We start from the raw sequence: 26,240 nt of genomic DNA on the forward strand, positions 1-26,240 counted from the left end.
GGAGCCCTCTGGGAATTATTGAGATACTTATCAGAGCGAAGCGACGAACTCAGCGACGTTCACCAGCTCATGACTGCTCACAGGAGCGGCCTGGCTGATAGTCGCGGTACGCATCCGGAACTGATTTTCGGCCGAGCGGGCTTCCGCCTTCAACTCTTCGACCGTGATGATATCGTCACGACGACCCCGGAAGAACTTGACATTCACGAGGTCATCTCCATGCCCCGAGAAAGGGCATTCGACCTGTCCTTTTTCTAGCTGCGACATGGTACGGCTCCCGACAAAATATTAAACACGACGATCGCTACCGCTTTGCGGTGTGCAAATGGTAAACGACACAAACTTTCTTGGTGCTGAATGCGTTCACTTAGTGATTCGTTCCAGCTTCGTTGGCGGGCCCTTAAGCGAGTTGAATACGAGATTCAACGTCAGGTCAAATTTTCATTGTAAAATTCGGCCAACATCAGAACGTCGATCAATTCACCTTACGCTATAAAACTCGCCGAGTTCAGCCGCCTTAATCTAGCATATGGTGTGCAACGCGTTGCATTTCCAGCTTGGAAATGATTTCCGCAATTACGCTAACGCCCAATTTGCCGAAAGTCATGGCAAATATCTGACGATCCGCGAAGCCATGGGCGCATCGGTCCCTTCGGCAGGAGTGGCCTGCGCGTTTGAACGCAAAACGCTCGAACGCCTGGTCGACGCTCAAAAGGGCGGCCCGTTCGACCCCGCTTCCCTGACTGAAGATTATGAGGTGGGCCTTCGCATCCGCGACATGGGTCTGCGCGGCGTCTTCGTGCGGATGCGAGACGAGGCAGGCGACCTGGTCGCGACGCAGGAATATTTCCCCGACAATCTGGATGCAGCTGTCCGTCAGAAGGCGCGCTGGATGGTGGGCATATCGCTAGCCGGCTGGGATCGTATGGGCTGGCAGGGCGGGCCCGCGGAATGGTGGATGCGCGTGCGCGACCGGCGCGCAGCCCTCGCGGCCTTCGTCCTGTTCGCCGCCTATCTCGCCTTCCTGCTCTGGGGCGTCCTGCTGCTTGCCTATTGGTTCGGCATTGCCGCGCCGCTCGCGCCTTCGCCGCTGATCGAGGCGCTGCTGTGGCTCAATTTCGCTTTCATGCTCTGGCGCATGGCCATGCGCGCCATATTCGTCGGACGCGGCTACGGATGGCTCTATGGACTGGGCGCGATTCCCCGGACCATCCTCGCCAATTTCATCGCGATGCTGGCCGCGCGGCGCGCGGTTTTCCTCTATCTCGACTCTCTTTTCGGCAAGCCGCTCGTCTGGGACAAGACGCAGCACCGCTTCCCCCAGCTTTGAGGTCCGCATGACCAATACAGCCAGCGGACGACCGGTCCGCTTCTTCGTCCTGCTCATGGGCGGCTGGACGACGATCCGGATCGCAAGTGGCATGCTCGGCGCGACGGGTCCGGCCATTTACCACCCGCCCGCGGCGAAGTCGCCCACCCCAGGCGATCAGCCGACGCCGCAGCATATCGCCCGCTCCGCAGCCGCGATCGAAGGGGTTGCAGCCGCCAATATGCCCGAGGCAGCGGCTGTTCTCCCCCCTGACAGATCCCATGCGGCGCCTACCCTGCTCGCGCATGCCATCATGGTTCCGATTGCCCGGCTTTCGGCACCTATCGCCGAACCGCGCACCCTCGCGCGACCGGGCGCGCAGGACGGATCTGTTCGCCTCGCCATGGCGTCGGCCCCCACGTCCGGCCCGGCTGCAACGGCCGAAGCCAGGGGATCAGCGATGGTCCAGGAGGCACCCGTCGCCATTCCTCTCGCACCGCCGACGCAACCACGCTCGGATCGTTGGCGCGGCAGCGCCTGGCTGCTCTGGCGCGACGGCAGCGCCACGCCCGCCAACACCGTTACCGCGGGCCGGCTGGGCGGATCGCAGGCGGGCCTGCGGCTCGACTACGACCTGACGCCAAACGCACCGGGACGCGCGGCCGCCTATGGCCGCGTCAGCACTGCCCTCAATCGCCCCGCCTCGCCCGAAGGCGCCGTTGGCCTGTCCTGGCAGCCGGCTCGTTCCGTGCCGATCAGCCTGGCGGCCGAACGGCGCATCGCCCTCGGCAAGGGTGCGCGCAACGCCAATGCCGTGATGGCGGTGGGCGGGTTCGGCCCGACCCCACTCGTTCGTGGCCTGGAGGCCGAAGCCTATGCCCAGGCGGGCATGGTGGGCTTCCGGTCCCACGACCTGTTCGTCGACGGGAAATTCTCCCTGCTTTCGCCGATCGCCCGCTCGCCCCTGCGGGTGGGAGCAAGCCTGTCCGGCGGCGCCCAGCCGGCGGTTGAACGTCTCGACATAGGACCCGAAGTGCAGATCCGCCTGCCGTTGCCGCGCGTCGCCACCCGGCTGAGCGTCGAATGGCGAGAACGGATCGCCGGCCATGCGGCGCCTTCATCGGGGCTGGCCGTAACCCTTGGCGCGGATTTTTGACAAGGAAGCGGCCTCCCCGCCTTTATCTTGGCCGACATTGGGCTTAACCGGATAACTCCATGGATCTCTATCTGCCCATCGCAAACCTGTCGGTGAACGCCCTGGTGATCATCCTGCTCGGGGGGGTGGTCGGCCTGCTCTCGGGCATGTTCGGGGTTGGTGGCGGCTTCCTGACGACCCCGCTCCTGATCTTCTACGGCATCCCGCCTACCGTCGCCGCCGCCTCTGCGGCGAGCCAGGTTACGGGCGCCAGCGTCTCCGGCGTGGTCACCCATATGGAGCGGGGGACGGTCGATTTCCGCATGGGCGGCGTGCTGATCGCCGGCGGTGTGGTGGGTGCGGGTATCGGCGTGCTGCTATTCCGCCTGCTTCAATCGATCGGCCAGATCGATACGGTGATCGGCATCCTGTACGTATTGATGCTGGGCGGCATCGGCCTGCTGATGGCGAAGGAATCCATCCAGGCCGTCATCGCGCTGAAAACCGGCAAGCGGCTCCAGGCGCGCAAGCGGCGGCACCACCCGCTCGTGGCCGCGCTGCCCATGCGCTGGCGCTTCTACCGGTCCGGCCTCTACATATCGCCGCTCGCGCCGCTGCTGCTTGGCATGGCGACCGGCATCCTGACGATGCTGCTCGGCGTAGGCGGCGGTTTCATCCTTGTGCCCGCGATGCTCTACCTGCTCGGCATGACCACGCAGTCGGTCGTGGGCACATCGCTGTTCCAGATTCTTTTCGTTACCATGGCGACGACCATGCTGCACGCCATGACGACCAAGGCCGTCGATCTGGTACTGGCCCTGCTGCTGCTGATCGGCAGCGTTAGCGGAGCGCAGATCGGCACCAGATTGTCGATGAAGGTCAGGCCGGAATATCTGCGCATCCTGCTCGCCATCATCGTGCTGCTGGTCGCCGCCCGCATGGCACTGGGCCTCGGCTTCCGCCCCGACGAAGTCTACACGATCGAATTGCGATGATCGCGCGCCTTCGCTTTGCAGTAATCGCTGCTGCGATGCTGATGCTGACGGCGGCCAGCGAGCCGATCCTGGTGCCCGACGTTTCCCAGCGCGACGTGGAGATTCGCTACAGCTTCACCGGCGCAGACCTGCTCCTGTTTGGCGCGATCGCCTATCCGGACGGGCGTCGACCGAAAGAGCCAGCAGACATCGTTGTCGTTCTCAAAGGCCCCGAACAGTCGATCACCATGCGCGAAAAACAGAAGGTCGCTGGTATTTGGGTCAATGCCGATAGCGCCCGATTCCGGTCCGCGCCCAGCTTTTACGCCTTGGCCTCATCGCGATCGATTGATCGCATCGTCGATGAACGTACGGCAGCGATCTATGAAATGGGCGTCGACAAACTGCAATTATCCCCATCCTCGCTCAACGACAGCGCCGTGCTCGACCGTTTCCAGCAGGGCCTGATCGAGCTCAGGGAACGCTCAGGCCTCTATGTCGAACGCCCCGGCACTGTCGAGGTGACGGACGGCATCCTCTACCGCGCCCGATTGCCTCTTTCCGCGCGCGTCGTGGTGGGCGACTATACCGCCGAAACCTTCCTGGTGCAGGACGGCCGCGTCGTCGCAGCGGCGGTGCGCGACATCACGGTCCGAAAATCCGGGTTCGAACGGTTCATGGCCGTTGCTGCGGAACAATGGTCCTTCTTCTACGGGCTCGTCGCGATCGCGATGGCGGTGGGCATGGGATGGGCAGCGGGCGCCATCGCGCGACGGTTATAGCGACGTCTTTTCCTGGGTCGAAACCACCGCCGCCGAGGCGTCGTGACGAAAGGCGATCAGGGCGTCAGGTCGACGCGCTCCGCTTCCGGGAAAGCCATCTCCAGCAGAAGCGATCGGTGGCACGCATTCGCATCCCGCTCGAAGCAGAGCAGCGCGGTCGGACGCTCGCCTGCCATCTCCCGCAATTGCTCCGCCTGCACCAGCGCTTCCGGCAGCTCCAGCTGCCCGGCATAGACCTGCCGCAGGCGCGCATGGTCACCCTTGCGCGCGGCTTCGCGGCCGGCCGGCGGCGTGCCCAGCGCCTTCAGCCCGACATAGTCGATGCCCGCCTCCCGCAGCCCGGCGGCCAGGATATTCTTGGAGAAACCCGGCCGTCGCGACAGCGGAACCGCGCGCACATCCGCGAGCAGCGTGACGCCCGCGCCCTGCAAAGCCGCGACGACCTCGGCCTGAGTCGCGCCTTCATAGCCGATCGTGAAAATCCGCATGCCCGATAGATAGGGCGCGCCGGACGGTTTCCAACATCTCCGACCGATGCCTCAGCCTGGCACCAGGAGTTTTGGCGGACTGCCTTGCCCTCCTTCCTGCCGTCGCCTAAAGGGTCCTTTCATGCCCGCTATCACTGTCCCGCCGCCCTCGCCCGACCTTGCCGGACGGGCGTTGTTTCCGCATCGGCACCTCCTGTCCATCGCTGACCTGAAGCCCTGGGAAATTCGCTTCCTGCTCGACGAAGCGGAACATTGGGCAAAGGCCAATCGCGACAATGCGCGCAAGCATGACGGACGGCTGAGCGGGATGACGCAGATCAACGCCTTTTTCGAAAACAGCACGCGCACGCTGCTGTCGTTCGAAATCGCCGGCAAGCGGCTGGGTGCTGACGTGGTCAACATGCATGCCGGCCAGTCCAGCGTGAAGAAAGGCGAGACGCTGATCGACACCGCCATGACGCTCAATGCCATGGCCGCCGACGTGATCGTCATCCGCCATGCGAGTTCCGGCGCGGTCGCGCTGATCGCCGACCAGGTCGACTGCCCGGTGCTGAACGCGGGCGACGGCTGGCATCAGCATCCCACCCAGGCCCTGCTTGACGCGCTGACGATCCGGCGACGCAAGGGCGGGTTCGAAGGGCTGATCGTCGCCATCTGCGGCGATGTGCTACACAGCCGGGTTGCGCGGTCGAACATGCTCTGCCTCGCCGCGCTGGGGGCGCAGGTGCGCGCGGTCGCCCCGCCGACCCTGATGCCGCCCGAGGTCGAAATGCTGGGCGCCATCCCCTATACCCGCATGGATGAGGGACTGGCGGGAGCCGACGTGGTGATGATGCTGCGGCTCCAGAATGAGCGGATGGATGGCGCCTTCATTCCCTCCGCGCGGGAATATCACATGCTCTACGGCCTCACGCCCGAACGCCTGGCGATCGCCAGGCCCGACGCACTGGTCATGCATCCCGGCCCGATGAACCGCGGCGTTGAGATTTCCAGCGTCGTCGCCGACGATCCCGAACGCTCCGCCATCACCGAACAGGTTGAAATGGGCGTCGCCATCCGCATGGCCTGCCTCGATGTGCTGACACGAAACGCGCGCGGCGTGGAGGGATGGTCGTGAGCAAGCTCGCAATAGTGAATGGAAAGCTGGCCGACCCTACAGGCTCAGCGCTCGCGAACGGCATCATCTTGATCGAGGACGACCGCATCGTGGCAAGCGGCGATGTCGCCGTACCGGCCGGCGCGGAGCGGATCGACGCTGCCGGACTGGTCGTCGCGCCCGGCCTGATCGACCTCGGCGTCTTCGCCACCGACAAACCCGCCTTCCATTTCGGCGGCATCACGCGCGCCGCGCTGATGCCCGACCAGTCCTCGCCGCTCGATGACGCGGGCCTGATCCGTCAGGCGACCCGCGCCGGCAAGCCGGACTTCTGGGTGCATCCGATCGCCGCTGCGACACGCGATCTCAAGGGTACGGAACTGGCCGAAATCGGCATGATGCAGGCGGCAGGCGCCAAGGCGGTGGGCACCGGGCGCCAGTGGATCGCGGACTCCGGCGTCATGATGCGCGTGCTGGCCTATGCCTCTGGCCTCGGGCTCACCGTCATCACCCATGCCGAAGATGGCGGTCTGGCGGGCAAGGCCGTCGCGACCAGCGGCGAAACGGCGACAAGGCTGGGCCTGCCTCATGCACCCGGCTGCGCGGAAGCGATGGCCATTGCGCGCGACATCATGCTGGCGCGCGCGACCGGCGCGAGCATCCATTTTCGCCTGGTGACGACCCGTGCGGGCTTCGACCTCATCCGCGCGGCGAAGGCCGAAGGGCTGAAGGTCACCTGCGGCATCAGTCCCGCCTACCTGTTCCTGTCCGACAATGCGGTGACGAATTTCCGCACCTTTGCGCGCCTGTCTCCCCCGCTTCGATCCGAAGAGGATCGCAAGGCATCGATCGCGGCGGTCGCTGACGGAACGGTGGACGTCATCACCTCCAGCCATGATCCGCGCGGGCCGGAGGACAAGCGCCTGCCCTTCACCGACGCGTCGCCCGGCATGGCTGGCGCGGAAACGCTTCTCGCGCTTTCGCTCAACCTCGTGCGCGAAGGCCATCTTTCGATCTGCCGCCTGATGACGCTGCTGAGCGCCAATCCCGCACGGATCCTGGGCGTCGATGCCGGCAGCTTCGAAAGCGGCAGCGCAGCCGACCTCATCTTCATCGATCCCGATGCGCCCTGGATCGTCGATTCAGAGAAAATGGCGGCCCAGGCGGGCAATACACCCTTCGACCGGGTGCCGGTGCAGGGTCGTGCCCGACGCGTCATGAAAGGCGGCGCCTTCCTCTAAAGTTTCCCGCTTGCCCTCCCCGGCAGGCCACGCTAAAGCGCCGTCCTTCGCCGCACAGGAGTGTAGCTCAGCTGGTAGAGCGTCGGTCTCCAAAACCGAATGCCGGGGGTTCGAATCCCTCCACTCCTGCCAGGCATCTTGCCGCGAAACCTTGATAATTCAGGGATTCGTGGCTAGGTGCGCAGGCGAAGATGTGTCGCGGAGCGAGCGGCCGCACCCCCGGACGCCAGAATGGGCGGGATCGGGAGGGCGGACTATTGCTGCGCGATTTGGTATTTGTTCGAAGGTTTTTGAGGCAGCGATGGCGAAGGTTTCTCCGGGCGAATTCGTCAATCAGGTGAAGACCGAGGCGTCGAAGATCGTGTGGCCCACGGGCCGCGAAACGGTAATGACGGCAGTGATGGTCGGTATCATGACCACGCTGCTCGGCCTCTTCTTCTTCGGCATTGACACGTTCTTCGGCGCGATCGTCCGGTGGCTGCTGAACTTCGCGGCGGGTCAGGCATAATCGCCTAGTTTGGGAGTTTGAGACGGTAATATGGCGCGCTGGTACATCATCCACGCCTATTCGGGCTTCGAAAACAAGGTCAAGGAATCGATCCTGTCCGAAGCCGAGCGCATGGGCCTCTCCCAGCTGGTCGAGCAGGTGGAAGTCCCCACCGAGACCGTGACCGAGGTGAAGCGCGGCAAGAAGGTGCAGGTCGAACGCAAGTTCATGCCTGGATACGTCCTCGCCAAACTGGCAATGAACGACGATATCTACCACCTCGTCAAGAACACGCCGAAGGTCACTGGCTTCCTGGGATCAAGCGGCAAGCCGCAGGCGATCAGCGAGGCGGACGCCGCCCGCTATTTCGGCGCGCAGAAGGCAGCCGAGGCCGCGCCCAAGCACAAGGTCAGCGTCGATTACGAGATCGGCGACAGCGTCAAGGTGCTGGACGGCCCCTTTGCCAGCTTCAATGGCACCGTCGAGGAACTGGATTTCGAAAAGAACCGCGTCAAGGTGTCCGTGTCGATCTTCGGTCGGGCCACGCCGGTGGAATTGGACTTCGAACAGGTCGAACTGTCGAAGTAATAATCTACCGCTCGGTTCGAGCAGCTTCGAGCGAAGGCTGGAAGCGTCGTGGGGAATTATTCTCGACAAGCTCGAACCGAACGGATTTTGAAATTCCCCCCAGGGGAATAGCTGCGGGAGGATCGCTCCGGTGATCCGCCAATACCGCTAAACTTGAACCGGGCGGGCCTTTGGGTCCTCCCAGCAACAGAGTGAGTGACAATGGCCAAGAAGATTACGGGCTATATCAAGCTCCAGGTGCCCGCTGGAGCCGCCAACCCCTCGCCGCCGATCGGTCCGGCGCTGGGTCAGCGCGGTGTGAATATCATGGAATTCTGCAAGGCGTTCAACGCCTCGACGGACAAGATGGACAAGGGCACGCCGCTGCCGACCATCATCACCGTCTATGCGGACCGTTCGTTCAGCTTCGTCACGAAGCAACCGCCGGCCACCTATCTGATCAAGAAGGCGATCAACCTGAAGTCGGGTTCCAAGGAACCGGGCAAGGTTACCGCCGGCAAGATCACCCGTGCCCAGCTCGCTGAAATCGCCCAGACCAAGATGGTCGATCTGAACGCGAACGACATCGAAGCAGCGACGAAGATCATCGAAGGCTCCGCTCGCGCGATGGGCCTCGAAGTGGTGGAGGGCTAAGATCATGGCAAAGCTGACGAAGAAGGCGAAGGTCCTGGCCGCTGCCGTTGACCGCGAAAAGCTGCACGGCGTCGACGAGGCGCTGGGCCTGATCAAGACCCACGCGACCGCCAAGTTCGACGAAAGCGTCGAAATCGCCATCAACCTGGGCGTTGATCCGCGTCATGCCGACCAGATGGTCCGTGGCGTTGTCACCCTGCCCGCCGGCACCGGCAAGGACGTGCGCGTCGCCGTGTTCGCCCGTGGCGACAAGGCTGAAGCCGCGACCGCCGCTGGCGCCGACGTTGTCGGCGCGGAAGACCTGCTCGAATCGATCCAGGGCGGCAACATCGACTTCCAGCGGGTGATCGCTACCCCCGACATGATGGGTCTGGTCGGTCGCCTGGGCAAGGTTCTGGGACCCAAGGGCCTGATGCCGAACCCGAAGCTCGGCACCGTGACGCCGAACGTCGCCGAAGCGGTCAAGGCCGCCAAGGGTGGCCAGATCGAGTTCCGCGTTGAAAAGGCGGGCATCATCCATGCTGGCCTCGGCAAGGCGAGCTTCTCGGCCGAAGATCTGCGCAAGAATTTCGACGCGTTCGTCGATGCGATTGTCAAGGCGAAGCCGTCGGGTTCGAAGGGCAAATATGTCCGCAAGATTGCGCTCTCGTCCTCGATGGGTCCGGGCGTGAAGGTCGACGTGGCGGAAGTCGCCTCGGTCTGATCCCTGGCGGATAAGCATTAAAGGGGCCGCCTTCCTCTTTGCGGGGGAGGGCGGCCTTCTTATTTGGACACTCTCCCTGCTGGTCAGGGACGGTGTGAACTTCGGGGTGTGTGACCTTGCACCCTGACTTCGGCAACCGCCGAAGCACAGCGGGTCATCCTGTATCCGTCGGGACTGACGGGTCGCTTTACCGACGGAAAACATAATGTCTTTTGAACATCTCCCGCCCCTCCTCTCCGACGCGTTGACACGCAAGGGCTATGAAACGCTTACGCCCGTGCAAGCGCAAGTCACAGAGCCGGAAGCGGCAGGCCGCGACCTTATCGTCTCCGCGCAGACCGGATCGGGCAAGACCGTCGCTTTCGGCCTCGCCATGGCCACCGAACTGCTGGGCGACCAAAGCCGCCTCCCCGCCGCCAGCCGACCGATCGCGCTTGCCATCGCACCTACACGCGAACTGGCGCTCCAGGTCAGCCGCGAACTGGAATGGCTCTATGGCGAAGCCCGCGCGCGCATCGCGACCTGCGTCGGCGGCATGGACGCCGCAAAGGAACGCCGCGCGCTCGGCCATGGCGCGCATATCGTCGTCGGCACGCCTGGCCGTCTGCGCGATCATCTGGAACGCGGCGCACTCGACCTCTCCAGCCTTAGGACCGTCGTGCTCGACGAAGCCGACGAAATGCTCGACATGGGCTTCCGCGAGGATCTGGAGGAAATTCTAGACGGCGCGCCGCAGGAACGCCGCACCCTGCTTTTTTCCGCCACCATGCCCAAGCCGATCGTCGCGCTCGCCAGGCGCTACCAGAAGGATGCTCTGCGCATCTCGACCGTCAGTGATGAACGCGGCCATGGCGACATCAGCTATCAGGCGGTGACGGTCGCCCCGGCCGACATCGAAAACGCGGTGGTCAACCTGCTGCGCTATCATGAGGCGGAAACCGCGATCCTCTTCTGCGCCACCCGCGACAACGTCCGCCACCTGCATGCCAGCCTCACCGAACGCGGCTTCGCCGCGGTTGCGCTGTCGGGCGAGCATAGCCAGAATGAACGCAACCATGCGCTACAGGCGCTGCGCGATCGCCGTGCGCGCGTGTGCGTGGCGACCGACGTCGCCGCACGCGGCATCGACCTTCCCAATCTCAGCCTCGTCGTCCATGTCGAAATCCCCCGCGACGCCGAAACGATGCAGCATCGCTCCGGCCGCACTGGACGCGCGGGAAAGAAAGGGACGGCCGTGCTGATCGTGCCCTATCCGCGCCGCCGTAGGGTGGAATCGATGCTGCGCGGCGCGAAGATCCCGGTCGAATGGGGCACGCCGCCGAGCAAGGAAGCGATCCAGCAACAGGATAATGCGCGCCTGCGCGAAAAGCTGATGGAACGCGCGGAGCTGGATGAGCTGGACTGGGCACTGGGCGCTGAACTGCTGGCCGAAAAAAGTCCCAAGGAAATCGCCGCCATGCTGGTGAAGAGTGCCCGCGCCGCCCTCCCCGCACCCGAGGAACTGCTCGACGCCAGCGAAGCGCCGCCGCGCCGGGACGGCCCCCGGCCGGGCTTTGAGGAGACGGTCTGGTTCAACATGGACATTGGCCGACGGCAGAATGCCGATCCGCGCTGGATCCTGCCACTGATCTGCCGTCGCGGACATGTTTCGCGACAGGATATAGGCGCGATCCGCATCGCCGCGAACGAAACACTGTTCGAAATACCCAGCGCCATCGCGTCGCGCTTTATCGCAGCCGTCAAGCGTACCGGCGAAGCGAGCGACGAAGGCGCGGAAGTCGCGATTGAACAGGTCGAAGGAACGCCCCGTGAAGCCGCTCGCGAAAATCGACGGGAAGCACCGCGCGGCGGCAAGGGTCGTCCCAATGGCGAACGCGGTCCCCGGCCACCCGCCCACAGCCCGCGACCGTTCAAGGGTGGACCGAAAAGGGGCGCTCCCCGCAAACCGCGCGGCTGACCCGCCGGAGTGTGGCTAGGCGCGGCCAGGGCTAGGCCGCACCACAAAGCGCCAGCATCTTCGCCGCCAGTTCTCGCTCCCCCATGACGACATGGGGGACGCCCAGTTCTTCCAGATGGGCGACTTCGGCATCCGAATGCGCGCGGGCGATGACCTGGAGGTCGGGGTTGAGACGGCGCGCATGTTCATGGATGGCGCCTCCTTCAAACCCCTCCGGCACCGCGATCACCAGACGGCGGGCCTCATTTATGCCGGCGGCTAGGAGATAGCGATCTTCCAGAGCATTGCCGCGCACGACCAAAAGGCCCGCCGCCTCCGCCTCTCCGGCGCGGTCGGCATCGTCTTCCAGCACCACGAAAGGAATGGCGCGTTCCGCCAGCCGGTTGGCGATCATTCTGCCCACCCTGCCATAGCCGACCAGGATGACATGACCGCTGCGAGAGGGGGCAGGCACCAGCGCATCCTCATCCTCCTCCGGTCTGGCGCTCCGCACGACCGTCGAGAAGATCAGCGGATTGAGGAAGATCGAAACGATCGCCCCGGCCAGGATCAGGTCCCGCGCCTGGGGTGGCAAGACTCCCAGGCCAGTGCCCAGTGTTGCTAGTATAAAGGAGAATTCGCCAATCTGGGCCAGGCTCGCGGCGATTGTCAGCGCTGTATCGTTCGGATGGCCGAAAGCCCGCACGATGCCAAATGCGGCGATCGACTTGCCCACGATGATGATCGCGACCGTGGCGAGCAACGGGAGTGGCTGCTCGATCAGGACTGCGGGGTTGAACAACATGCCCACTGACACAAAGAAAAGGACCGCGAACGCATCGCGAAGGGGAAGCGTCTCTTCGGTCGCGCGGCGGCTGAGCGGCGTTTCGCCCAGAATCATTCCGGCGAAGAAGGCGCCCAGCGCAAAGGATACGTCAAATGCAACCGCCGCGCCGAACGCCACCCCCAAAGCGATGGCGAGGACCGCCAGGCGGAACAGCTCGCGCGATCCGCTATGGACGACCCAGTGCAGGGCCCAGGGGATCACGCGCCGCCCCACGACCAACATCAATGCAACAAAACCGGCGACCTTCAGCAAGGTGCCCAGCAGCGGGGCAAGCAGGTCGGCAGCGCTGGCTGAGGCGTCAGCCTGATTCAGGACCCCCGCAAGGGCCGGCAGCAACACGAGCGCGAGCACCATAACCAGATCCTCGACGATCAACCATCCCACCGCGATCCGGCCGCGGTCAGTTTCCACCAAATTAGCGCCCTGCAGCGCGCGGAGCAGAACGACGGTGCTCGCGACCGAAAGTGCAAGGCCAAACACCAGCCCTCCCATCAGCGGCCATCCCATCACATGGGCAAGCCCCATGCCCATCAGCGTCGCGACCGCGATCTGCCCCAGTGCGCCGGGAACGGCTATGTTCCGCACCGACAGCAGATCCCGCAGGGAAAAATGGAGTCCCACGCCAAACATCAGCAGAATGACGCCGATTTCCGCCAATTCGTTGGCGAGCCCCGCATCGGCGACGAAGCCGGGGGTGAAGGGGCCGACGACGATGCCGGCCAGAAGATATCCAACGAGCGGCGAAAGTTTCAGCCTGTGGGCGATCGCCCCCAGAATGAAGGCGACGACAAGACCCGCGACGATCGTTCCGATCAATGGGGTATGGTGGGGCATGGCTTGTTCTTCCCTGGTCGTCGGCGGGAAAGGACCCTGCCCCCGCCGCCAACCGAATATCGTCTTCAGCGACGGTCAGGCCGTCGCCTGGCAGAAAGCACCGGAAATTTCCGGCACAATTTTACGGCGCATCATGATGCTTTCCCTACGTCCTGACAGGCCACCTGCGGCCGCCGGTACATAGGTCACAAAAGGAGAGGCGGCGCCCGGACATGCCGACGGGAAAGAAACGACCCGCGCCCCGAAGCGGCGAGCGGAAAGGACACGGCGCGAGGATCAACTAGCCCCAAGGCGCAGAGGAGCGGAACCAGCATAAGCAGGCAGAACATCGGCGGCACGTGCGCGGTAGACTTGTACCGACCGTCCAGCCTAGCCGTCTCGCCCCACGTCCGGCGCGGACCGGCCGCCTTGATCACGACACTTGTGGTAGCAGGGTTGAAAGCGGACCCGGTCGTGCGACTGGACGGCGGGCCCAGCGGCGCCAGAGCGCTCACCAGGGCCACCACGATCACGATCCACAGGGATGTGCGGAATGGCAGCCGCGCCGTCACCCTGCATTCCTGTGCGATGCCGTCATCCGTGATACTGTCCTTCCACCCCGAGCAAATAGGTATTGGCGTGCCCAAAAACCAGCTCCAAAGCTCGGCCTTGGCGGTTGACATCAGCGAGTCATTCCAGTAGCGGGCCACATTCCCGCGCGGGTCCAACAGGGCGTTGTCCCTCGACGATCTGCGTAAAGCAGATTTGAACGAGAAGAGAAGAGCCATGTTCGCAGTCGTGCGCACGGGCGGCAAGCAGTATCGCGTAGCCGCCGGAGACAAGATCGTCGTCGAGAAGCTGGCCGGTGAGGCCGGTGACAAGGTGACCCTGGACGACGTCCTGTTCGCCGGTGAAGGCAGCGACGTGAAGGACGCGAGCAAGTTGACCGTCGCCGCCGAGATCATCGCGCAGGCGAAGGGCGAGAAAGTCATCGTTTTCAAGAAGCGTCGTCGCCACAATTATCGCCGCAAGAACGGCCATCGCCAGAATCACACGATCCTCAAGATCGTGTCGATCGCCTGAGCCGCAGCATAGTTCGAGGAGTTTGAGTCATGGCACATAAGAAAGCTGGCGGTTCGTCGCGCAACGGTCGCGATTCGGAATCGAAGCGCCTTGGCGTGAAGAAGTTCGGCGGTCAGGAAGTGATCGGCGGAAACATCATCATTCGCCAGCGCGGCACCCGCGTCTACCCGGGCCGTAATGTCGGCATGGGCAAGGACCACACGCTGTTCGCCCTCGGTGAAGGCCGCGTGGTATTCCACACTGGCAAGCTGGGCCGCAAATATGTGTCGGTTGATGGCATGGCCGAAGCAGCCGAATAACGGACGATCGATGACGGATCGTCCCTCACCATCGGGGCGATCCTCTTGGCGGAAGACTGCAAAGTCCCGCTATTTTTTGAGGGAAAAAGGGGCGCCCCGCCAAAGGAGCGCCCCTTTTTTCTGTTTGGCGGCGTCTCCTCTCACTTTCCCTCAAGCCTCTGGAACCAGCCGCTTTCTCGCGCGTCATGCGGTCGCGGCTCAGCCAGAGGAAAGCGTCGTCAAGCCGTAACTTTTTGCGGCCATTGGCGTGTCGACAGAGGAGAGATTTGAATGTTCGCCCGTACCCCCCGCCTGCTCTTGCGGCCCGGCTGGATGGAAGATGCGCCGGCTTTGGCTGAAGCCATTGGCGACACCGCGATCCTGCGCAACCTGACGCAGGTCCCCGCGCCCTATTCGCTGGATGAGGCACGCGAATTTCTGGCCCAGCCGCAGGACCCATGCATGCCCAACCTGATCGCCTTCACCCGTACCCATGGCGCACCCAGGTTGATTGGCGCCTGCGGTATCAAGCGGGCGGAAGATGGTGTTCCCGAACTCGGTTACTGGATCGCTCGGCCCTATTGGGGCTTGGGATTTGCGACCGAAGCGGCACGCGCCGTGCTGAGCATGGCACGCGCGGCAACGGTCCACGACATTCGGGCGGCGCATTTTGCCGACAATCCCGCTTCGGGTAACGTCCTGCGCAAGCTCGGCTTTCATTTTTCGGGCCGGGTGGAGCAACGCTATAGCCCGGCGCGCGGCACGACAGCAGATTGCCTGGTCTTCGAAGAAGGCGCGGCCTGCCGGATGTTGAACGATCCCGCGTGCCTGCTCTACAGCGACGCCATGGCTGCGCTCGCTGCCTGACATGGATTGGTGGGCTTGGGCCATTTGACTGAATTGGCCCCTGCCGGCCAGCCTTCACGGACTGCCGGAGGGCCGCAACTCGCCGCCGGTTCCCGTATTGAGTGAGGAAGCCGCGCGCAAAGCGCGCGGCGAGGTTTAATTCCGTCTCGTAAGCGGCTATGGGCCGGCGATGCATTTTCTCGATCAAGCAAAGATTTTCATAAAGTCCGGCTGGGGCGGCCCCGGAGCGGTCAGTTTCCGACGTGAGAAATATATCGAATATGGCGGCCCCGACGGAGGAAACGGGGGCAAGGGCGGCGACATCATCTTCGAAGCGGTTGCCGGCCTCAACACGCTGATCGACTTCCGCTACACGCAGCATTTCAAGGCGCAGCGCGGCATGCCTGGTGCGGGCAAGAACCGTTATGGCGCCGGTGGCGAAGATCTCGTCATCAAGGTGCCCGTGGGCACGCAGATCTTATCCGATCCCACACCCGTAGAGGGCACGGAGGATGAGGACGGCACCATGGAATATGAGCAGGAACTGCTCGCCGACTTCACGGAGGTGGGGCAACGTGTCGTGCTGCTGCGTGGCGGCGATGGCGGACGGGGCAACCTGTCCTACAAGACCAGCACCAACCGCGCGCCGCGCCAGCATGGCACGGGCTGGCCGGGCCAGGAGATGTGGGTTTGGTTGCGGCTCAAACTGCTGGCGGATGTCGGGCTGGTCGGCATGCCCAATGCCGGCAAGTCGACCCTGATCAATCAGGTCACCAACACCAAGGCGAAGGTCGGTGCCTATGCCTTTACGACCACGAAGCCGCAGCTCGGCGTCGTGCTGCACCGCGACCGGGAATTCGTGCTGGCCGATATCCCCGGGCTGATCGAGGGTGCCGCCGAAGGCGCCGGCATCGGCGATCGCTTCCTGGGCCATATCGAACGCTGCCGCGTGCTGCTGCACCTGGTCGATGCGACAGGGGATGATCCGGCAGAACAGTTCCGGATCGTTCAGGACGAACTGGCGGCCTATGGTGGTGGTCTGGATGAAAAGCCGCAGATCGTGGCGCTCAACAAGGGGGATCTGCTTGGCCCCGAGTTGATGGAGGATATCGCCCGGCAGATCCGCGAGGAAGCAGAGGTGGAGGATATCTTCATCATCTCCGGCGCGACTGGCGAAGGCATTCCCGCCCTGCTCGACGCAGTGCTGCCGCTGCTGGGTGAAGCCAAAGCCGCTGAAAAGGATGAGGCCGGCAAGGAAGGCGACGTCTCATGGTCGCCTATTTGACTCTCGCCATGGTCCGGCCATCCAGTTCGAGCCGGTCGAGAATGGCGCGCAGACTTGCCCGCAATTGCAGACTGAATGATTCTGGTTTTCAGCGAAAATGACGCCCTCCCTTTCCGGCTTTCCGCCGTCGTTCATCCGCCGACTGGTGATCAAGATCGGCTCAGCCCTGCTCGTCGATCAGGCAGGCGAGGTGCGGATGGAATGGCTCCGCACGCTCGTAGCCGACATTGCCGCGCGTAAGGCCGCGGGGCAGGAAATCATCATCGTCTCATCAGGTGCGATCGCATTGGGCGCGCGGCGATTGAAGCTGCCCAAGGGCGGTCGCGGCAGTCTGGAGGACGCGCAGGCAGCCGCCGCAACGGGGCAGATCGCGTTGTCGCAATGCTGGGCTTCGCTGCTGCAGGACAGCGGCATAACCGCGGCCCAGATCCTCGTGACGCTGGACGACCTGGAGAACCGGCGGCGTTATCTCAACGCGTCCGCGACGCTGGATCGCCTGCTGGCCCTCGATGTCGTGCCGGTGGTCAACGAGAATGACAGCGTCGCGACGGCCGAGATCCGTTTCGGCGACAATGACCGGCTCGCGGCACGTATCGGACAGGCAGCACGGGCGGACGCGGTTGTGCTGCTGTCGGACGTCGACGGGCTTTACACCGCCAACCCGCATGTCGATGCGAGCGCGATGTTGATAGAGACAATCGAGCGCATCGATGCGCGCATCGCAGGAATGGCCGACAGCGGTTCGGCGTCCGGCATGGGATCGGGCGGCATGACTTCCAAGATCGAGGCAGCGCGGATCGCCACTGGCGCGGGCGCCCATCTCGCCATCATCTCCGGCAAGGTGAATGCGCCACTGTCGCATTGGGAAAATGGGGGGCGCGGTTCGATCTTCCTGGCCGCCCCCGCAAAGCGGGCGCGCAAGGGCTGGCTCGCCGGTCGGCTTACAGTGCGCGGACGGATCATGGTGGATGCCGGCGCCGAGCGTGCCCTGAGCAAAGGCAACAGCCTGTTGCCCGCAGGGGTGCTGCGCGTGGAAGGGCTGTTCGCGCGCGGCGATGTCGTCGACATCCTGGCCGAGGATGGCCGGGTCATCGCGCGCGGTCTAAGCGAATATGACAGCGCGGAAGCAGCGCGGATCGCGGGCAAGCGGAGCGATGATATCGCAGCGCTGCTTGGCCACCTTCCGCGATCGGTGCTGGTCCATCGCGATCATATGGCGATGGTCTGACCCATTATGAATCTTCGCATCGCCATGACCGGCGCGACGGGGTTCGTCGGCGCCGAAACATTGGATCAGGCCCTCGCTGCCGGGCATCATGTCACCGCCATCACCCGCCGCGCGCAGCCCCCGCGCGCCAGGCTGAAGTGGGTCCCGGGCTCACTGGAGGACCGGGCCGCGCTCAACACCGTGATGCGCGACGCCGATGTCGTGATCCATATAGCCGGGGTTGTGAATGCCGCTGACCGGGAAGGGTTCGAAGCCGGCAACGCGCGGGGCACGATGGCGGTCGTCGATGCTATGCGGCAGCGGGGTATAAGGCGGCTGGTCCACGTCTCCTCGCTGGCGGCGCGGGAACCAAAGCTGTCAGACTATGGCTGGTCCAAGCTGATGGCTGAACGGCATGTCAAGGCGAGCGGGCTCGACTGGACGATCGTGCGACCGCCAGCCATCTACGGCCCGAACGACCGCGAGATGCTGGAGCTGTTCCGCATGGCCAAGCGCGGAATCATGCTGCTGCCGCCCGGCGGACGACTGTCGTTGATCGAGGTCGGGGACCTGGCGCGGCTGCTGCTGACGTTGGCGAGCGAGCGGGAGATCAGCCTCGCCCACAGCTATGAGGCGGACGACGGCACGCCAGGCGGCTGGGACCATCTGGAATTCGGGCAGGCAATTGGCCGTGCCGTGGGTCGTTCGGTTCGCACCTTCGCGACGCCGAACTGGGCGCTGGGCGTCGGCGCGCGGATCGACCGGATGCTGCGCGGCAAGGGCGCCAAGCTGACGCCCGACCGGGTCAGCTATTTCTGCCATCCCGATTGGGTCGTGAGCAAGGACAAGCAGCCGCCCAAGACGCTGTGGGTGCCCAAGGTTGCAACCGAAGAGGGACTGAAGGCGACGGCGCAGGCCTACCGGCAGAAGGGCTGGATCTAGGGAGGGGTTAGCAACCTACTCCATCGGTTTCCGGGCCCGCCGTTCTGCCACGAATTCGCTGATCGCCTGGCCGCTGGCGTTGAGCAGCGGATAGGTACGCGCGTCCGACAGCCAGTCCGGGCGATGGGCGGCGGTCCCATAGACGGTGTCATAGACAAGACTGAAGGCGAGGAAGATCAGCGTCGCGCCGATAAGGCCCTTCACCGCGCCGAAGCCAGCGCCCAGCACCCGATCGACCGGGCCGAGGATTGACTGGCGGGTGCGGCGACCGATGGCGTGGGCAAGAAGCTTGCCGGCGCCGAAAGTCAGGCCGAAAACAAGAACGAAAGCGAGAACTGCCGCGCCGCTGGTGGTGCCGACGAAGGGGGAAACCATTTCGGTAGCGGAACCATGAAAGAGGCGGATGGCGAAGATGCCCAGTACCCAAGCGATCAGCGACAGGGTTTCGAGCACGAAACCGCGCAACAACCCCAGGACGGCGCACCCGCCGATGGCGAGGAGGACAAGGATGTCGACGGCGTTCATGGACGCCGCGCTATCCTCGCCCGAGCATCTGGTCAACAAGCTGTGACAGCGCACGATATCCGGTGACGGAAATGCCCTTCACGCCATCGGCCACCGCAGCAGGCACATAGGCGCGGTCAAAGCCGAGCTTGGCCGCCTCACGCAGACGCAGCGGGGAATGGGCGACGGGACGGATTTCCCCCGACAAGGCAATCTCGCCGAAGAGCACCACATCGGCCGGCATCGGGCGTTCGGCAAGCGCCGACATGAGCGCGGCGGCGACGGCGAGGTCGGCGGCAGGATCGGACAGTCGATAGCCGCCGGCCACATTCAGGTAGACTTCGCAGGTCGAGAAGCTGAGCCCGCAGCGTGCCTCCAGGACGGCCAGCACCATCGCCAGCCGACCGCTGTCCCAGCCGACCACGGCACGGCGCGGGGTGGCGCCGCTGGACAGGCGAACCACCAGAGCCTGAATTTCCACCAGCACGGGCCGTGTACCTTCCAGCGCGGGAAAAACCGTGGTGCCTGTGACGGATTCGTCGCGATGGGTCAGGAACAGGGCGGACGGGTTGGCGACCTCCTCCAGCCCTTCCGCCACCATGGCGAAGACCCCGATCTCGTCAGTGCCGCCGAAGCGATTCTTGATCGCGCGCAGGATGCGATACTGATGGCTGCGCTCACCCTCGAAGCTCAACACGGTGTCGACCATATGTTCAAGTACGCGGGGTCCGGCGATGCTGCCGTCCTTCGTGACATGCCCGACAAGAATGACCGCCGTGCCACGCTGCTTGGCGAAGCGGATGAGTTCCTGTGCCGACGCGCGAACCTGGCTGACCGTGCCGGGCGCGCCTTCGATAAGATCGCTGTGCATCGTCTGGATCGAATCGATGACGAGCAGCGCGGGCGGCTCCCCCTCCCCCAGCGTGGTCAGAATGTCCCGGACCGAGGTCGCGCTGGCAAGCTGGACCGGAGCGTTGCCGAGCCCGAGCCGCTGCGCGCGCAGGCGGACTTGATCCGACGCTTCCTCACCACTGATATAGGCGACGGCAAGGCCGCGCGCAGCGATGCGGGCAGCCGCCTGAAGCAGCAGCGTGGACTTGCCGATGCCGGGATCGCCACCGATCAGCGTCGCCGACCCGGGCACGATGCCGCCGCCCAGCGCTCGGTCGAATTCGGCGATGCCGCTGCTGGTGCGAGGGGGCAGTTCGACCTTGCTGTCGAGACCGATCAGCGTGAGCGCTCGTCCCCCGGTCTGCAGGTCATGGCGGGCGGAGAAGACGGTTTCCGCCGCTTCTTCGACGATGCTGTTCCATTCGCCACAATCGTCGCACTGCCCCTGCCACCGGCCAGAGACGGTGCCGCATTGCTGGCAGACGAATTTGCGCTTTGCCTTGGCCATCAGCGTCTTTCCCGGTTCGGTACAAGCCCATCGAAAATGCGTGCCCGGTTCTCGAAGAGGCCGAACCCCAGGGAGGTATGGCGGGCCAGAGCGAACGTTTCAAGAACAAATGACCGTATATTCGCCCGCCTTTTTTCGCTGCGAGCCACACCGATTCTGGGAGTCGGCGGGCGAAGAGTCTTCGATACGCCACATCGACAGTCTCAGCCGCTGGTGGACGAACGGATGGAGGGATGCGGATTGCTCTGGCAACCGATCGCGGTTCCGCGCATTGTTTCGCCATGAAATCCGTTCGCGTCGCCAGTTACAATATCCGCAAGGCCATTGGCACCGACCGGCGCCGCAGCCCCGAGCGGGTACTGGAAGTGCTGGGCGAAGTGGACGCGGACATCATCGCCCTGCAGGAAGCCGACCGCCGCTTCGGCGTTCGCCATGCCGCCATCCCGCCCTGGTTGCTGGACTCCTTAAGCCCCTACAAACCCGTGCCGCTGAATGTCCATGGGGATTCGATGGGCTGGCACGGCAACGCCATCCTGGTGCGCAAGGAAGCCGAGATCGGCACGCACGACGTGCTGCACCTCCCTTGCCTGGAGCCGCGCGGCGCGACGATGGCGGAAGTATCGATGGGCAAGACATCATTGCGAGTGTTCGGCATGCATCTCGACCTGTCCGGCCTCTGGCGCCGGAAGCAGGCGGCGGCTGTGATCCACGCGGCGGGCGCGCGCGAGGACATGCCGACCGTGCTGATGGGCGACCTCAACGAATGGAGCGCGGACCGGGGATGCCTGGCCGACTTCGCGCGGCATTACAGCTTCGCCCCGTGCGGGCGAAGCTTTCATGCGCGGCGCCCGGTGGCGCGGCTGGATCGGATCATGCATTGCGGCAAGCTGACGCTGGAGGATTGCGGCGTGCATGACAGCGCGGCGGCGCGGAAGGCATCAGACCATCTACCCATCTGGGCGGAATTTCGTGTGGGGTGAGCGGAGCAGAATGGCTGACCTGACTGTCTCCTCCCCTCTCCGTTCGCTTGGAGCCACTTCGCGTTGGTCGACAAGCTCGAACCGAACGGGGAGGCTAGACCATGAAAGAGCGTGAACTTCGCCTCGCTTTGGTCTGCTATGGCGGCATCAGCCTGGCCGTCTACATGCACGGGATCACCAAGGAAATCTGGCATCTGGCGCGGGCGAGCCGCGCCTTTCACGACGGGACCCCCAGCAGCGGTGGCAGCGAGGCCACCTATCGCAAGCTGCTGGAGGAAGTCGAACGGGAAAGCGGCGTCAGGCTGCGGGTCATGCCCGATATCATCGCCGGGGCGAGCGCCGGGGGCATAAACGGCATCTTTCTGGCCCAGGCAATCGAAACGGGCCAGTCGTTGGAGCCACTGACCGCCATGTGGCTGGACAATGCCGATGTCGAAAAACTGCTCGACCCCGACGCCCGTCCGGCGCGGCGCATCACGAAATTCTGGGCGACGCCGCTGGTCTGGATGGCAGCGCGGCATCCGGGCGACACGGTGGAACGCACGGTCGCCCCGGACACGCGCGAGGAAGTGCGGCACAAATTGTCGCATTTCATCCGGTCCCGCTGGTTCGAACCGCCTTTCGGTGGCGAGATTTTCACGGCAATGGTGCTGGATGCCTTCGACGCCATGCAGGCCGCCCAGCCAGGTCAGCCGCTGCTGCCGGAGGGTCATCCGCTCGACCTGTTCGTCACCGTCACGGATTTCGAGGGCCATCCCCAAAGCCTCAATCTCAACAGCCCGCCGCAGGTTGTGGAAACCGAACATCGGCTGTCGATCGGCTTCCGCGCGCGCGGGCGCGGCGAGAGGTTGTTCGCCGACCCCGCCGAACTGGTCTTTGCCGCACGGGCGACGGCAAGTTTTCCCGGCGCTTTCCCCCCCTTTACCGTGCGCGAGCTGGACCGGGTGCTCAAGCGCCGCCATCGCGCCTGGCCCACTCGCGACAGCTTCCTCGCCCGTGCCCTGCCGCGGCATTGGGCGCAGGGCAGGGCCGAGGACGCAGTACTGATCGACGGTTCGGTGCTGGCGAACGCCCCTTTCGCCCAAGCGATCGGCGCGCTGCGCAACCGTCCTTCGCGGCGGGAGGTCGACCGGCGGTTCGTTTATATCGACCCCAAGCCCGGCCATCGTTCCATCCGCCTCAATCGCGAGGGCGAGATTGATGAAATGGGGGACGCGGCGGGTCCACCGCTGCCGGGCTTTTTCCGAACGATCTTCGCGGCACTGAGCGACATTCCGCGCGAGCAGCCAATCCGCGACAATCTGGAGGCGATCGACCGGCACAGTGCACGCATCCGCCGAATGGTCCGCATCCTCAACGCCCTGCGCCCAGGAATCGAGGCAGATGTCGAAAGCGCGATCGGCGGGATGCTGTTCCTCGACCGGCCGACCGCCGCGCGGCTTTCGACGTGGCGTGCCAAGGCGCAGCAACGGGCGGCAAATTCGGCAGGTTTCGCTTTCCCGGCCTATGGGCATTTGAAACTGTCCGGCATCGTCGAGGACCTGGCGGCGCTCTTGTTCAACCTCAGCGGCGAGGAAAGCCCGCTGATGCGCGAAAATTACCGGCAGTCGCTGTGGACCCATGTCCGGGCGCTGGGCGCGGATCAGTTGACCGAAAATGTCGGACCCGGATCAGCGCCCGTGCTGTTCTTCCGTACACACGACCTGTCCTTCCGCATCCGCCGCCTGCGCTTCCTGGCCCGGCGCCTGGCCGAAACGCTGGAAGTCGAATCGCGGACTGACGACGCCATTCAGAAGATGCACGACGCCATCTACCAGGCGATGGCCCATTATACCGAATGCGAGAGCGCCGATTTCTACAACGGCCCGCTCCGCGCGATCGCCAATGAGGTGCCCAATGACCCCGGCGCCGCATTGATCGCGATCGCGCAAGCGCGTGGGCTGCGGGAGCGGGACGAGGTGGCGGACATGATGCTGGCAGAGGGGCTTGCCAATCTGCCCAAGGCACAGCGGCGGACGATGTTGCTGTCCTATCTGGGCTTCCCCTTCTACGACATCGCCACCCTGCCGTTGCTCCAGGGACACGATATGGATGAATATGATCCGGTCAAGGTCGACCGGATCTCGCCTGAAGATTGCGTCGCGATCCGGCGGGGCGGCGCGGAAGCGACGTTGAAGGGCATTGAATTCAATAATTTCGGCGCCTTCTTTAGCAGGACATATCGGGAGAATGATTATCTGTGGGGCCGGCTGCACGGCGTCGAACGACTGCTGGACATCGTGAATTCGGCAGCACCCGCGGCAACCCGCCTTTCACAGGAGGCAATGCAGGATTATAGGCGGGCCGCATTCATGGCGATTCTCGATGAGGAGGAGAAGCGACTACCGCATGTCGCTGATCTCATTGCCATGTTGCGGGAGGAAATCCGGTGAGCGCACGCGGGGGGCTGGTTGCGATCTTTGTCTTGCTGGTGACGAGCGGGTGCCGCGATTCGTCGGGCCAAGCCGCGTCGGCCGGCAATGTATCGGTTTCCCCGCAGGTACTCCCGACCATTGCTCCCCAGAATTCCGCCGCGATCGAGGTTGTCGCCCAACCCCTCCCGTCGCCGGAAGTCACCGTTCGCGCCCAACCCGCGCCGCTGGGATCGCTGGATCTGCCGCCATCGCCGGACGCCGCGCAAGCGACGGCCTTCCCGCAGGAAGTGACGAGCTTCATGGTCGACCGCGACAGTTGTGACCATTTCCGCGGCGAGGAGCCGACGGACGGCGAACGGCGCGCCTTCCTGGCGGAAAGCATCTCGGAACTGTGCACAGGCACCGACGCGAAGCTGGCCCTGCTGCGCAAGCGCTATGCGGATGATCCATCGGTGATTGCAGCGCTGCAGGGCTACGACAGCCATATCGAGGCGCAGCCCTGAACAGCCGCAAGGGTCATCTGCGCCGAGCGGCCTCGTTTACCAATCATCGCCCTATCCTCCCTTTTTTCTTTGGCCTATGTCGCTGCCATGTCCCACCCTGGCCAACCTGCCCTGTTCGCGCCCACGCGTGACGAGATCGAAACGCTCGCGCTGGGGGCGCTGGGGCGCTTGCCCGACCCCTTCCGCTCGCATCTCGCCAACGTCATTCTGTTCGTTGAGGAATTTGCCGATCCGCAAGTGCTCAAGGACATGGAGATAGACGATCCCTTCGGGCTGACCGGCCTCTATACCGGACGCCCGGTCGGGGAACCGGCGCAGACCGGGGACAGCCCGCCGACGGTCCACCTCTATCGCCGGCCCCTGCTTGACGAATGGGTGGAAACGGGCGTCCCGCTGGACGCGCTCATCACGCATGTCGTGGTGCATGAAATAGGCCATCATTTCGGGTTGTCCGACCTCGACATGCAGGTTCTGGAGGACATGGTCGCGTCATGACCGACGCGACGCTGCGGCTGTCGGGCATCGCCTGCGTGCGCGGCGGGCGGATGCTGTTCCGCGATGTCGACCTGAATCTGGAACCGGGCGGCAGCGTCCTGCTGCGGGGCCCCAACGGCGTGGGCAAGTCGAGCCTGATGCGGATCTGCGCCGGGCTGCTGCGACCTTTCGCGGGGACGATCGAGCGGCGCGGAGGCATCGCGCTGGCCGATGAGCGACTGGCGCTGGACACGGAAGAGCCGTTGCGGGCCGCGCTGGGTTTCTGGGCGAGGCTGGATGGGACGGCCGACGAGATGCTCGACCGGGCTCTGGAGGCGATGGCCCTGAGGCCGCTGGCCGAGGTTCCGGTGCGGATGCTGTCGACCGGGCAGCGCAAGCGCGCGGCGCTGGCGCGGGTGATGGCATCCGGCGCGCCGATCTGGCTGCTCGACGAGCCGGGCAATGGCCTGGACGACGCATCGCTGGGGCTGCTGGGCGGCGCGGTGGCGGAGCATCTGGCGACGGGCGGCATGCTGCTGGCCGCTTCGCACCAGCTGCTGCCGTTCGCGGCGGAGGTGACGATGGACCTTGCCGCGCATGTGCCGGAGGACAGTCTGTGAGGCTGATCCTGCTGCTTGCCACGCGCGACATGCGGCAGGCGTGGCGGTCAGCCGGGCTGTGGCTGCCCGTCGCCTTCCTGTTGCTGGTGGCCAGCCTCTACCCCTTTGCGGTCGGCCCCGATGCAGCGCTGCTGCGGCGTTCAGGGGGAGGGATGCTGTGGATCGCGGCGCTGCTTGCGAGCCTGCTGCCGGTCGACCGGCTGGTCGCGCCGGACCGCGACGCGGGCGTGCTCGATCAGATCGCGCTGCGCGGCATCGGCGAGGAATGGGTCGTACTGGCGCGCCTGATCGCGCACTGGCTGGGCTTTGGCCCCGCGCTGATGCTGGCGACCCTGCCGGCGGCAGCGCTGCTGAAGCTGGACGGCGCGACGATCGGCCTGCTCGAAATGGGGCTGCTGATCGGCACGCCGGCGCTGGCGGCGCTGGGGCTGCTGGTGGCGTCGCTGACGGCGGGCCTGCGGTCGAGCGGCGCGCTGGCGGGCCTGCTCGCGCTGCCTCTCGCGGTGCCGCTGCTGATCTTCGGCGCGGGCACGCTGGGCGACGGCAGCGGAGCGGCGATGAAATTCCTGGGCGCGGCCTCGCTGCTGCTGGTCGCGATCACGCCCTTTGCCGGCGGCGCTGCCATCCGGGCCGGGCGGGAATAGCGCAACTCGACAAGCGCGGCGATACGGGG

The 26,240-nt window shown here is 64.7% G+C and carries 28 protein-coding genes, 1 tRNA gene and 1 pseudogene; 24 read left to right on the top strand and 6 right to left on the bottom strand.

Annotated elements, in window-relative coordinates:
- Nucleotides 1-30: 30 nt before the first annotated feature.
- Entirely contained in the window at nucleotides 31-207 is a 177-nt protein-coding gene (locus tag AAC640_RS07230) for a hypothetical protein (RefSeq protein WP_340265443.1), read from the bottom strand.
- Between the two features lie 367 nt (nucleotides 208-574).
- Between AAC640_RS07230 and AAC640_RS07235 the strand changes: the two are divergent.
- The 4 genes and pseudogenes from AAC640_RS07235 to AAC640_RS07250 all read left to right on the top strand — a co-directional run.
- A pseudogene (locus AAC640_RS07235) lies at nucleotides 575-1,330 on the top strand (glycosyltransferase family 2 protein); the annotation flags it as partial.
- Between the two features lie 7 nt (nucleotides 1,331-1,337).
- Nucleotides 1,338-2,465, top strand: coding sequence for a hypothetical protein (locus tag AAC640_RS07240; RefSeq protein ID WP_340265445.1), 1,128 nt, complete (start codon nucleotides 1,338-1,340; stop codon nucleotides 2,463-2,465).
- 59 nt (nucleotides 2,466-2,524) lie between these two features.
- Nucleotides 2,525-3,439 carry a sulfite exporter TauE/SafE family protein gene (locus tag AAC640_RS07245; protein ID WP_340265446.1) on the top strand — a complete coding sequence of 305 codons (915 nt, stop codon included), beginning with the start codon at nucleotides 2,525-2,527 and terminating at the stop codon, nucleotides 3,437-3,439.
- The gene (locus AAC640_RS07250; protein WP_340265447.1) at nucleotides 3,436-4,200 is read left to right on the top strand and encodes a TIGR02186 family protein; all 765 of its coding nucleotides are present in this window, start codon (nucleotides 3,436-3,438) and stop codon (nucleotides 4,198-4,200) included. Before AAC640_RS07245 ends, AAC640_RS07250 begins: the two co-directional genes overlap by 4 nt.
- 56 nt (nucleotides 4,201-4,256) lie before the next feature.
- Here the strand turns inward: AAC640_RS07250 and AAC640_RS07255 are convergent, their stop codons facing one another.
- Nucleotides 4,257-4,688, bottom strand: coding sequence for a DUF488 domain-containing protein (locus tag AAC640_RS07255; RefSeq protein ID WP_340265448.1), 432 nt, complete (start codon nucleotides 4,686-4,688; stop codon nucleotides 4,257-4,259).
- 121 nt (nucleotides 4,689-4,809) lie between these two features.
- Here AAC640_RS07255 and AAC640_RS07260 point away from each other — a divergent pair, with 121 nt between their 5' ends.
- From AAC640_RS07260 to AAC640_RS07295, 8 genes are all read left to right on the top strand, one after another.
- Complete coding sequence (locus tag AAC640_RS07260) at nucleotides 4,810-5,805, top strand: aspartate carbamoyltransferase catalytic subunit (RefSeq protein WP_340265449.1); 996 nt, start codon at nucleotides 4,810-4,812, stop codon at nucleotides 5,803-5,805.
- Complete coding sequence (locus AAC640_RS07265; protein WP_340265450.1) at nucleotides 5,802-7,025, top strand: dihydroorotase; 1,224 nt, start codon at nucleotides 5,802-5,804, stop codon at nucleotides 7,023-7,025. The genes AAC640_RS07260 and AAC640_RS07265 overlap by 4 nt, the downstream gene beginning before the upstream one ends.
- A gap of 56 nt (nucleotides 7,026-7,081) precedes the next feature.
- Nucleotides 7,082-7,157: transfer RNA gene (locus AAC640_RS07270), tRNA-Trp, on the top strand.
- Nucleotides 7,158-7,326: 169 nt separating this feature from the next.
- Nucleotides 7,327-7,533 (top strand): preprotein translocase subunit SecE, encoded by a 207-nt coding sequence (gene secE / locus AAC640_RS07275; RefSeq protein ID WP_340265451.1) that lies wholly within the window; start codon nucleotides 7,327-7,329, stop codon nucleotides 7,531-7,533.
- A gap of 30 nt (nucleotides 7,534-7,563) precedes the next feature.
- Nucleotides 7,564-8,100, top strand: a complete 537-nt coding sequence (gene nusG, locus AAC640_RS07280) for a transcription termination/antitermination protein NusG (protein ID WP_340265452.1) — start codon at nucleotides 7,564-7,566, stop codon at nucleotides 8,098-8,100.
- 201 nt (nucleotides 8,101-8,301) lie between these two features.
- Nucleotides 8,302-8,733, top strand: coding sequence for a 50S ribosomal protein L11 (gene rplK / locus AAC640_RS07285; protein WP_340265453.1), 432 nt, complete (start codon nucleotides 8,302-8,304; stop codon nucleotides 8,731-8,733).
- Between the two features lie 4 nt (nucleotides 8,734-8,737).
- The gene (gene rplA / locus AAC640_RS07290) at nucleotides 8,738-9,436 is read left to right on the top strand and encodes a 50S ribosomal protein L1 (RefSeq protein ID WP_340265454.1); all 699 of its coding nucleotides are present in this window, start codon (nucleotides 8,738-8,740) and stop codon (nucleotides 9,434-9,436) included.
- Between the two features lie 205 nt (nucleotides 9,437-9,641).
- A complete protein-coding gene (locus AAC640_RS07295) occupies nucleotides 9,642-11,393 on the top strand; it encodes a DEAD/DEAH box helicase (RefSeq protein WP_340265455.1) in 1,752 nt (583 codons plus the stop codon).
- 31 nt (nucleotides 11,394-11,424) lie between these two features.
- Here the strand turns inward: AAC640_RS07295 and ybaL are convergent, their stop codons facing one another.
- Together ybaL and AAC640_RS07305 are read right to left on the bottom strand one after the other, a co-directional pair.
- Nucleotides 11,425-13,053, bottom strand: coding sequence for a YbaL family putative K(+) efflux transporter (gene ybaL, locus AAC640_RS07300; RefSeq protein WP_340265456.1), 1,629 nt, complete (start codon nucleotides 13,051-13,053; stop codon nucleotides 11,425-11,427).
- A gap of 185 nt (nucleotides 13,054-13,238) precedes the next feature.
- Nucleotides 13,239-13,715 (bottom strand): hypothetical protein, encoded by a 477-nt coding sequence (locus tag AAC640_RS07305; protein ID WP_340265457.1) that lies wholly within the window; start codon nucleotides 13,713-13,715, stop codon nucleotides 13,239-13,241.
- 103 nt (nucleotides 13,716-13,818) lie between these two features.
- Between AAC640_RS07305 and rplU the strand changes: the two genes are divergently transcribed.
- The 6 genes from rplU to AAC640_RS07335 all read left to right on the top strand — a co-directional run bounded on the left by rplU (nucleotide 13,819) and on the right by AAC640_RS07335 (nucleotide 18,673).
- Nucleotides 13,819-14,115 carry a 50S ribosomal protein L21 gene (gene rplU / locus AAC640_RS07310; RefSeq protein WP_340265563.1) on the top strand — a complete coding sequence of 99 codons (297 nt, stop codon included), beginning with the start codon at nucleotides 13,819-13,821 and terminating at the stop codon, nucleotides 14,113-14,115.
- A gap of 29 nt (nucleotides 14,116-14,144) precedes the next feature.
- Nucleotides 14,145-14,414 carry a 50S ribosomal protein L27 gene (gene rpmA, locus AAC640_RS07315; protein ID WP_340265458.1) on the top strand — a complete coding sequence of 90 codons (270 nt, stop codon included), beginning with the start codon at nucleotides 14,145-14,147 and terminating at the stop codon, nucleotides 14,412-14,414.
- A 270-nt stretch (nucleotides 14,415-14,684) separates the two neighbouring features.
- Nucleotides 14,685-15,260, top strand: a complete 576-nt coding sequence (locus AAC640_RS07320) for a GNAT family N-acetyltransferase (RefSeq protein ID WP_340265459.1) — start codon at nucleotides 14,685-14,687, stop codon at nucleotides 15,258-15,260.
- Between the two features lie 169 nt (nucleotides 15,261-15,429).
- Complete coding sequence (gene obgE, locus AAC640_RS07325) at nucleotides 15,430-16,524, top strand: GTPase ObgE (RefSeq protein WP_340265460.1); 1,095 nt, start codon at nucleotides 15,430-15,432, stop codon at nucleotides 16,522-16,524.
- Nucleotides 16,525-16,621: 97 nt separating this feature from the next.
- Nucleotides 16,622-17,752, top strand: a complete 1,131-nt coding sequence (proB, locus tag AAC640_RS07330; protein WP_340265461.1) for a glutamate 5-kinase — start codon at nucleotides 16,622-16,624, stop codon at nucleotides 17,750-17,752.
- 6 nt (nucleotides 17,753-17,758) lie between these two features.
- Nucleotides 17,759-18,673 (top strand): NAD-dependent epimerase/dehydratase family protein, encoded by a 915-nt coding sequence (locus tag AAC640_RS07335; RefSeq protein WP_340265462.1) that lies wholly within the window; start codon nucleotides 17,759-17,761, stop codon nucleotides 18,671-18,673.
- Nucleotides 18,674-18,688: 15 nt separating this feature from the next.
- On the opposite strand, the gene AAC640_RS07340 is transcribed toward AAC640_RS07335, so the two are convergent.
- Both AAC640_RS07340 and radA read right to left on the bottom strand, forming a co-directional pair.
- A complete protein-coding gene (locus AAC640_RS07340) occupies nucleotides 18,689-19,198 on the bottom strand; it encodes a CvpA family protein (protein ID WP_340265463.1) in 510 nt (169 codons plus the stop codon).
- Nucleotides 19,199-19,208: 10 nt separating this feature from the next.
- A complete protein-coding gene (gene radA / locus AAC640_RS07345; protein WP_340265464.1) occupies nucleotides 19,209-20,576 on the bottom strand; it encodes a DNA repair protein RadA in 1,368 nt (455 codons plus the stop codon).
- Nucleotides 20,577-20,857: 281 nt separating this feature from the next.
- Between radA and AAC640_RS07350 the strand changes: the two genes are divergently transcribed.
- The 6 genes from AAC640_RS07350 to AAC640_RS07375 all read left to right on the top strand — a co-directional run bounded on the left by AAC640_RS07350 (nucleotide 20,858) and on the right by AAC640_RS07375 (nucleotide 26,211).
- Nucleotides 20,858-21,556 carry an endonuclease/exonuclease/phosphatase family protein gene (locus AAC640_RS07350; RefSeq protein WP_340265564.1) on the top strand — a complete coding sequence of 233 codons (699 nt, stop codon included), beginning with the start codon at nucleotides 20,858-20,860 and terminating at the stop codon, nucleotides 21,554-21,556.
- A 101-nt stretch (nucleotides 21,557-21,657) separates the two neighbouring features.
- Entirely contained in the window at nucleotides 21,658-23,988 is a 2,331-nt protein-coding gene (locus tag AAC640_RS07355) for a patatin-like protein (protein WP_340265465.1), read from the top strand.
- On the top strand, nucleotides 23,985-24,473 hold the full coding sequence (locus AAC640_RS07360) for a hypothetical protein (protein ID WP_340265466.1): 489 nt from the start codon (nucleotides 23,985-23,987) through the stop codon (nucleotides 24,471-24,473). Before AAC640_RS07355 ends, AAC640_RS07360 begins: the two co-directional genes overlap by 4 nt.
- 87 nt (nucleotides 24,474-24,560) lie before the next feature.
- On the top strand, nucleotides 24,561-24,968 hold the full coding sequence (locus tag AAC640_RS07365) for a metallopeptidase family protein (RefSeq protein ID WP_340265467.1): 408 nt from the start codon (nucleotides 24,561-24,563) through the stop codon (nucleotides 24,966-24,968).
- Nucleotides 24,965-25,567, top strand: a complete 603-nt coding sequence (ccmA, locus tag AAC640_RS07370) for a heme ABC exporter ATP-binding protein CcmA (protein ID WP_340265468.1) — start codon at nucleotides 24,965-24,967, stop codon at nucleotides 25,565-25,567. The genes AAC640_RS07365 and ccmA overlap by 4 nt, the downstream gene beginning before the upstream one ends.
- Nucleotides 25,564-26,211 carry a heme exporter protein CcmB gene (locus AAC640_RS07375; protein WP_340265469.1) on the top strand — a complete coding sequence of 216 codons (648 nt, stop codon included), beginning with the start codon at nucleotides 25,564-25,566 and terminating at the stop codon, nucleotides 26,209-26,211. Before ccmA ends, AAC640_RS07375 begins: the two co-directional genes overlap by 4 nt.
- The last annotated feature ends 29 nt before the right edge of the window (nucleotides 26,212-26,240 follow it).

The sequence above is a fragment of the Sphingobium mellinum genome (genome assembly GCF_037860795.1).
GTDB lineage: Bacteria > Pseudomonadota > Alphaproteobacteria > Sphingomonadales > Sphingomonadaceae > Sphingobium > Sphingobium mellinum.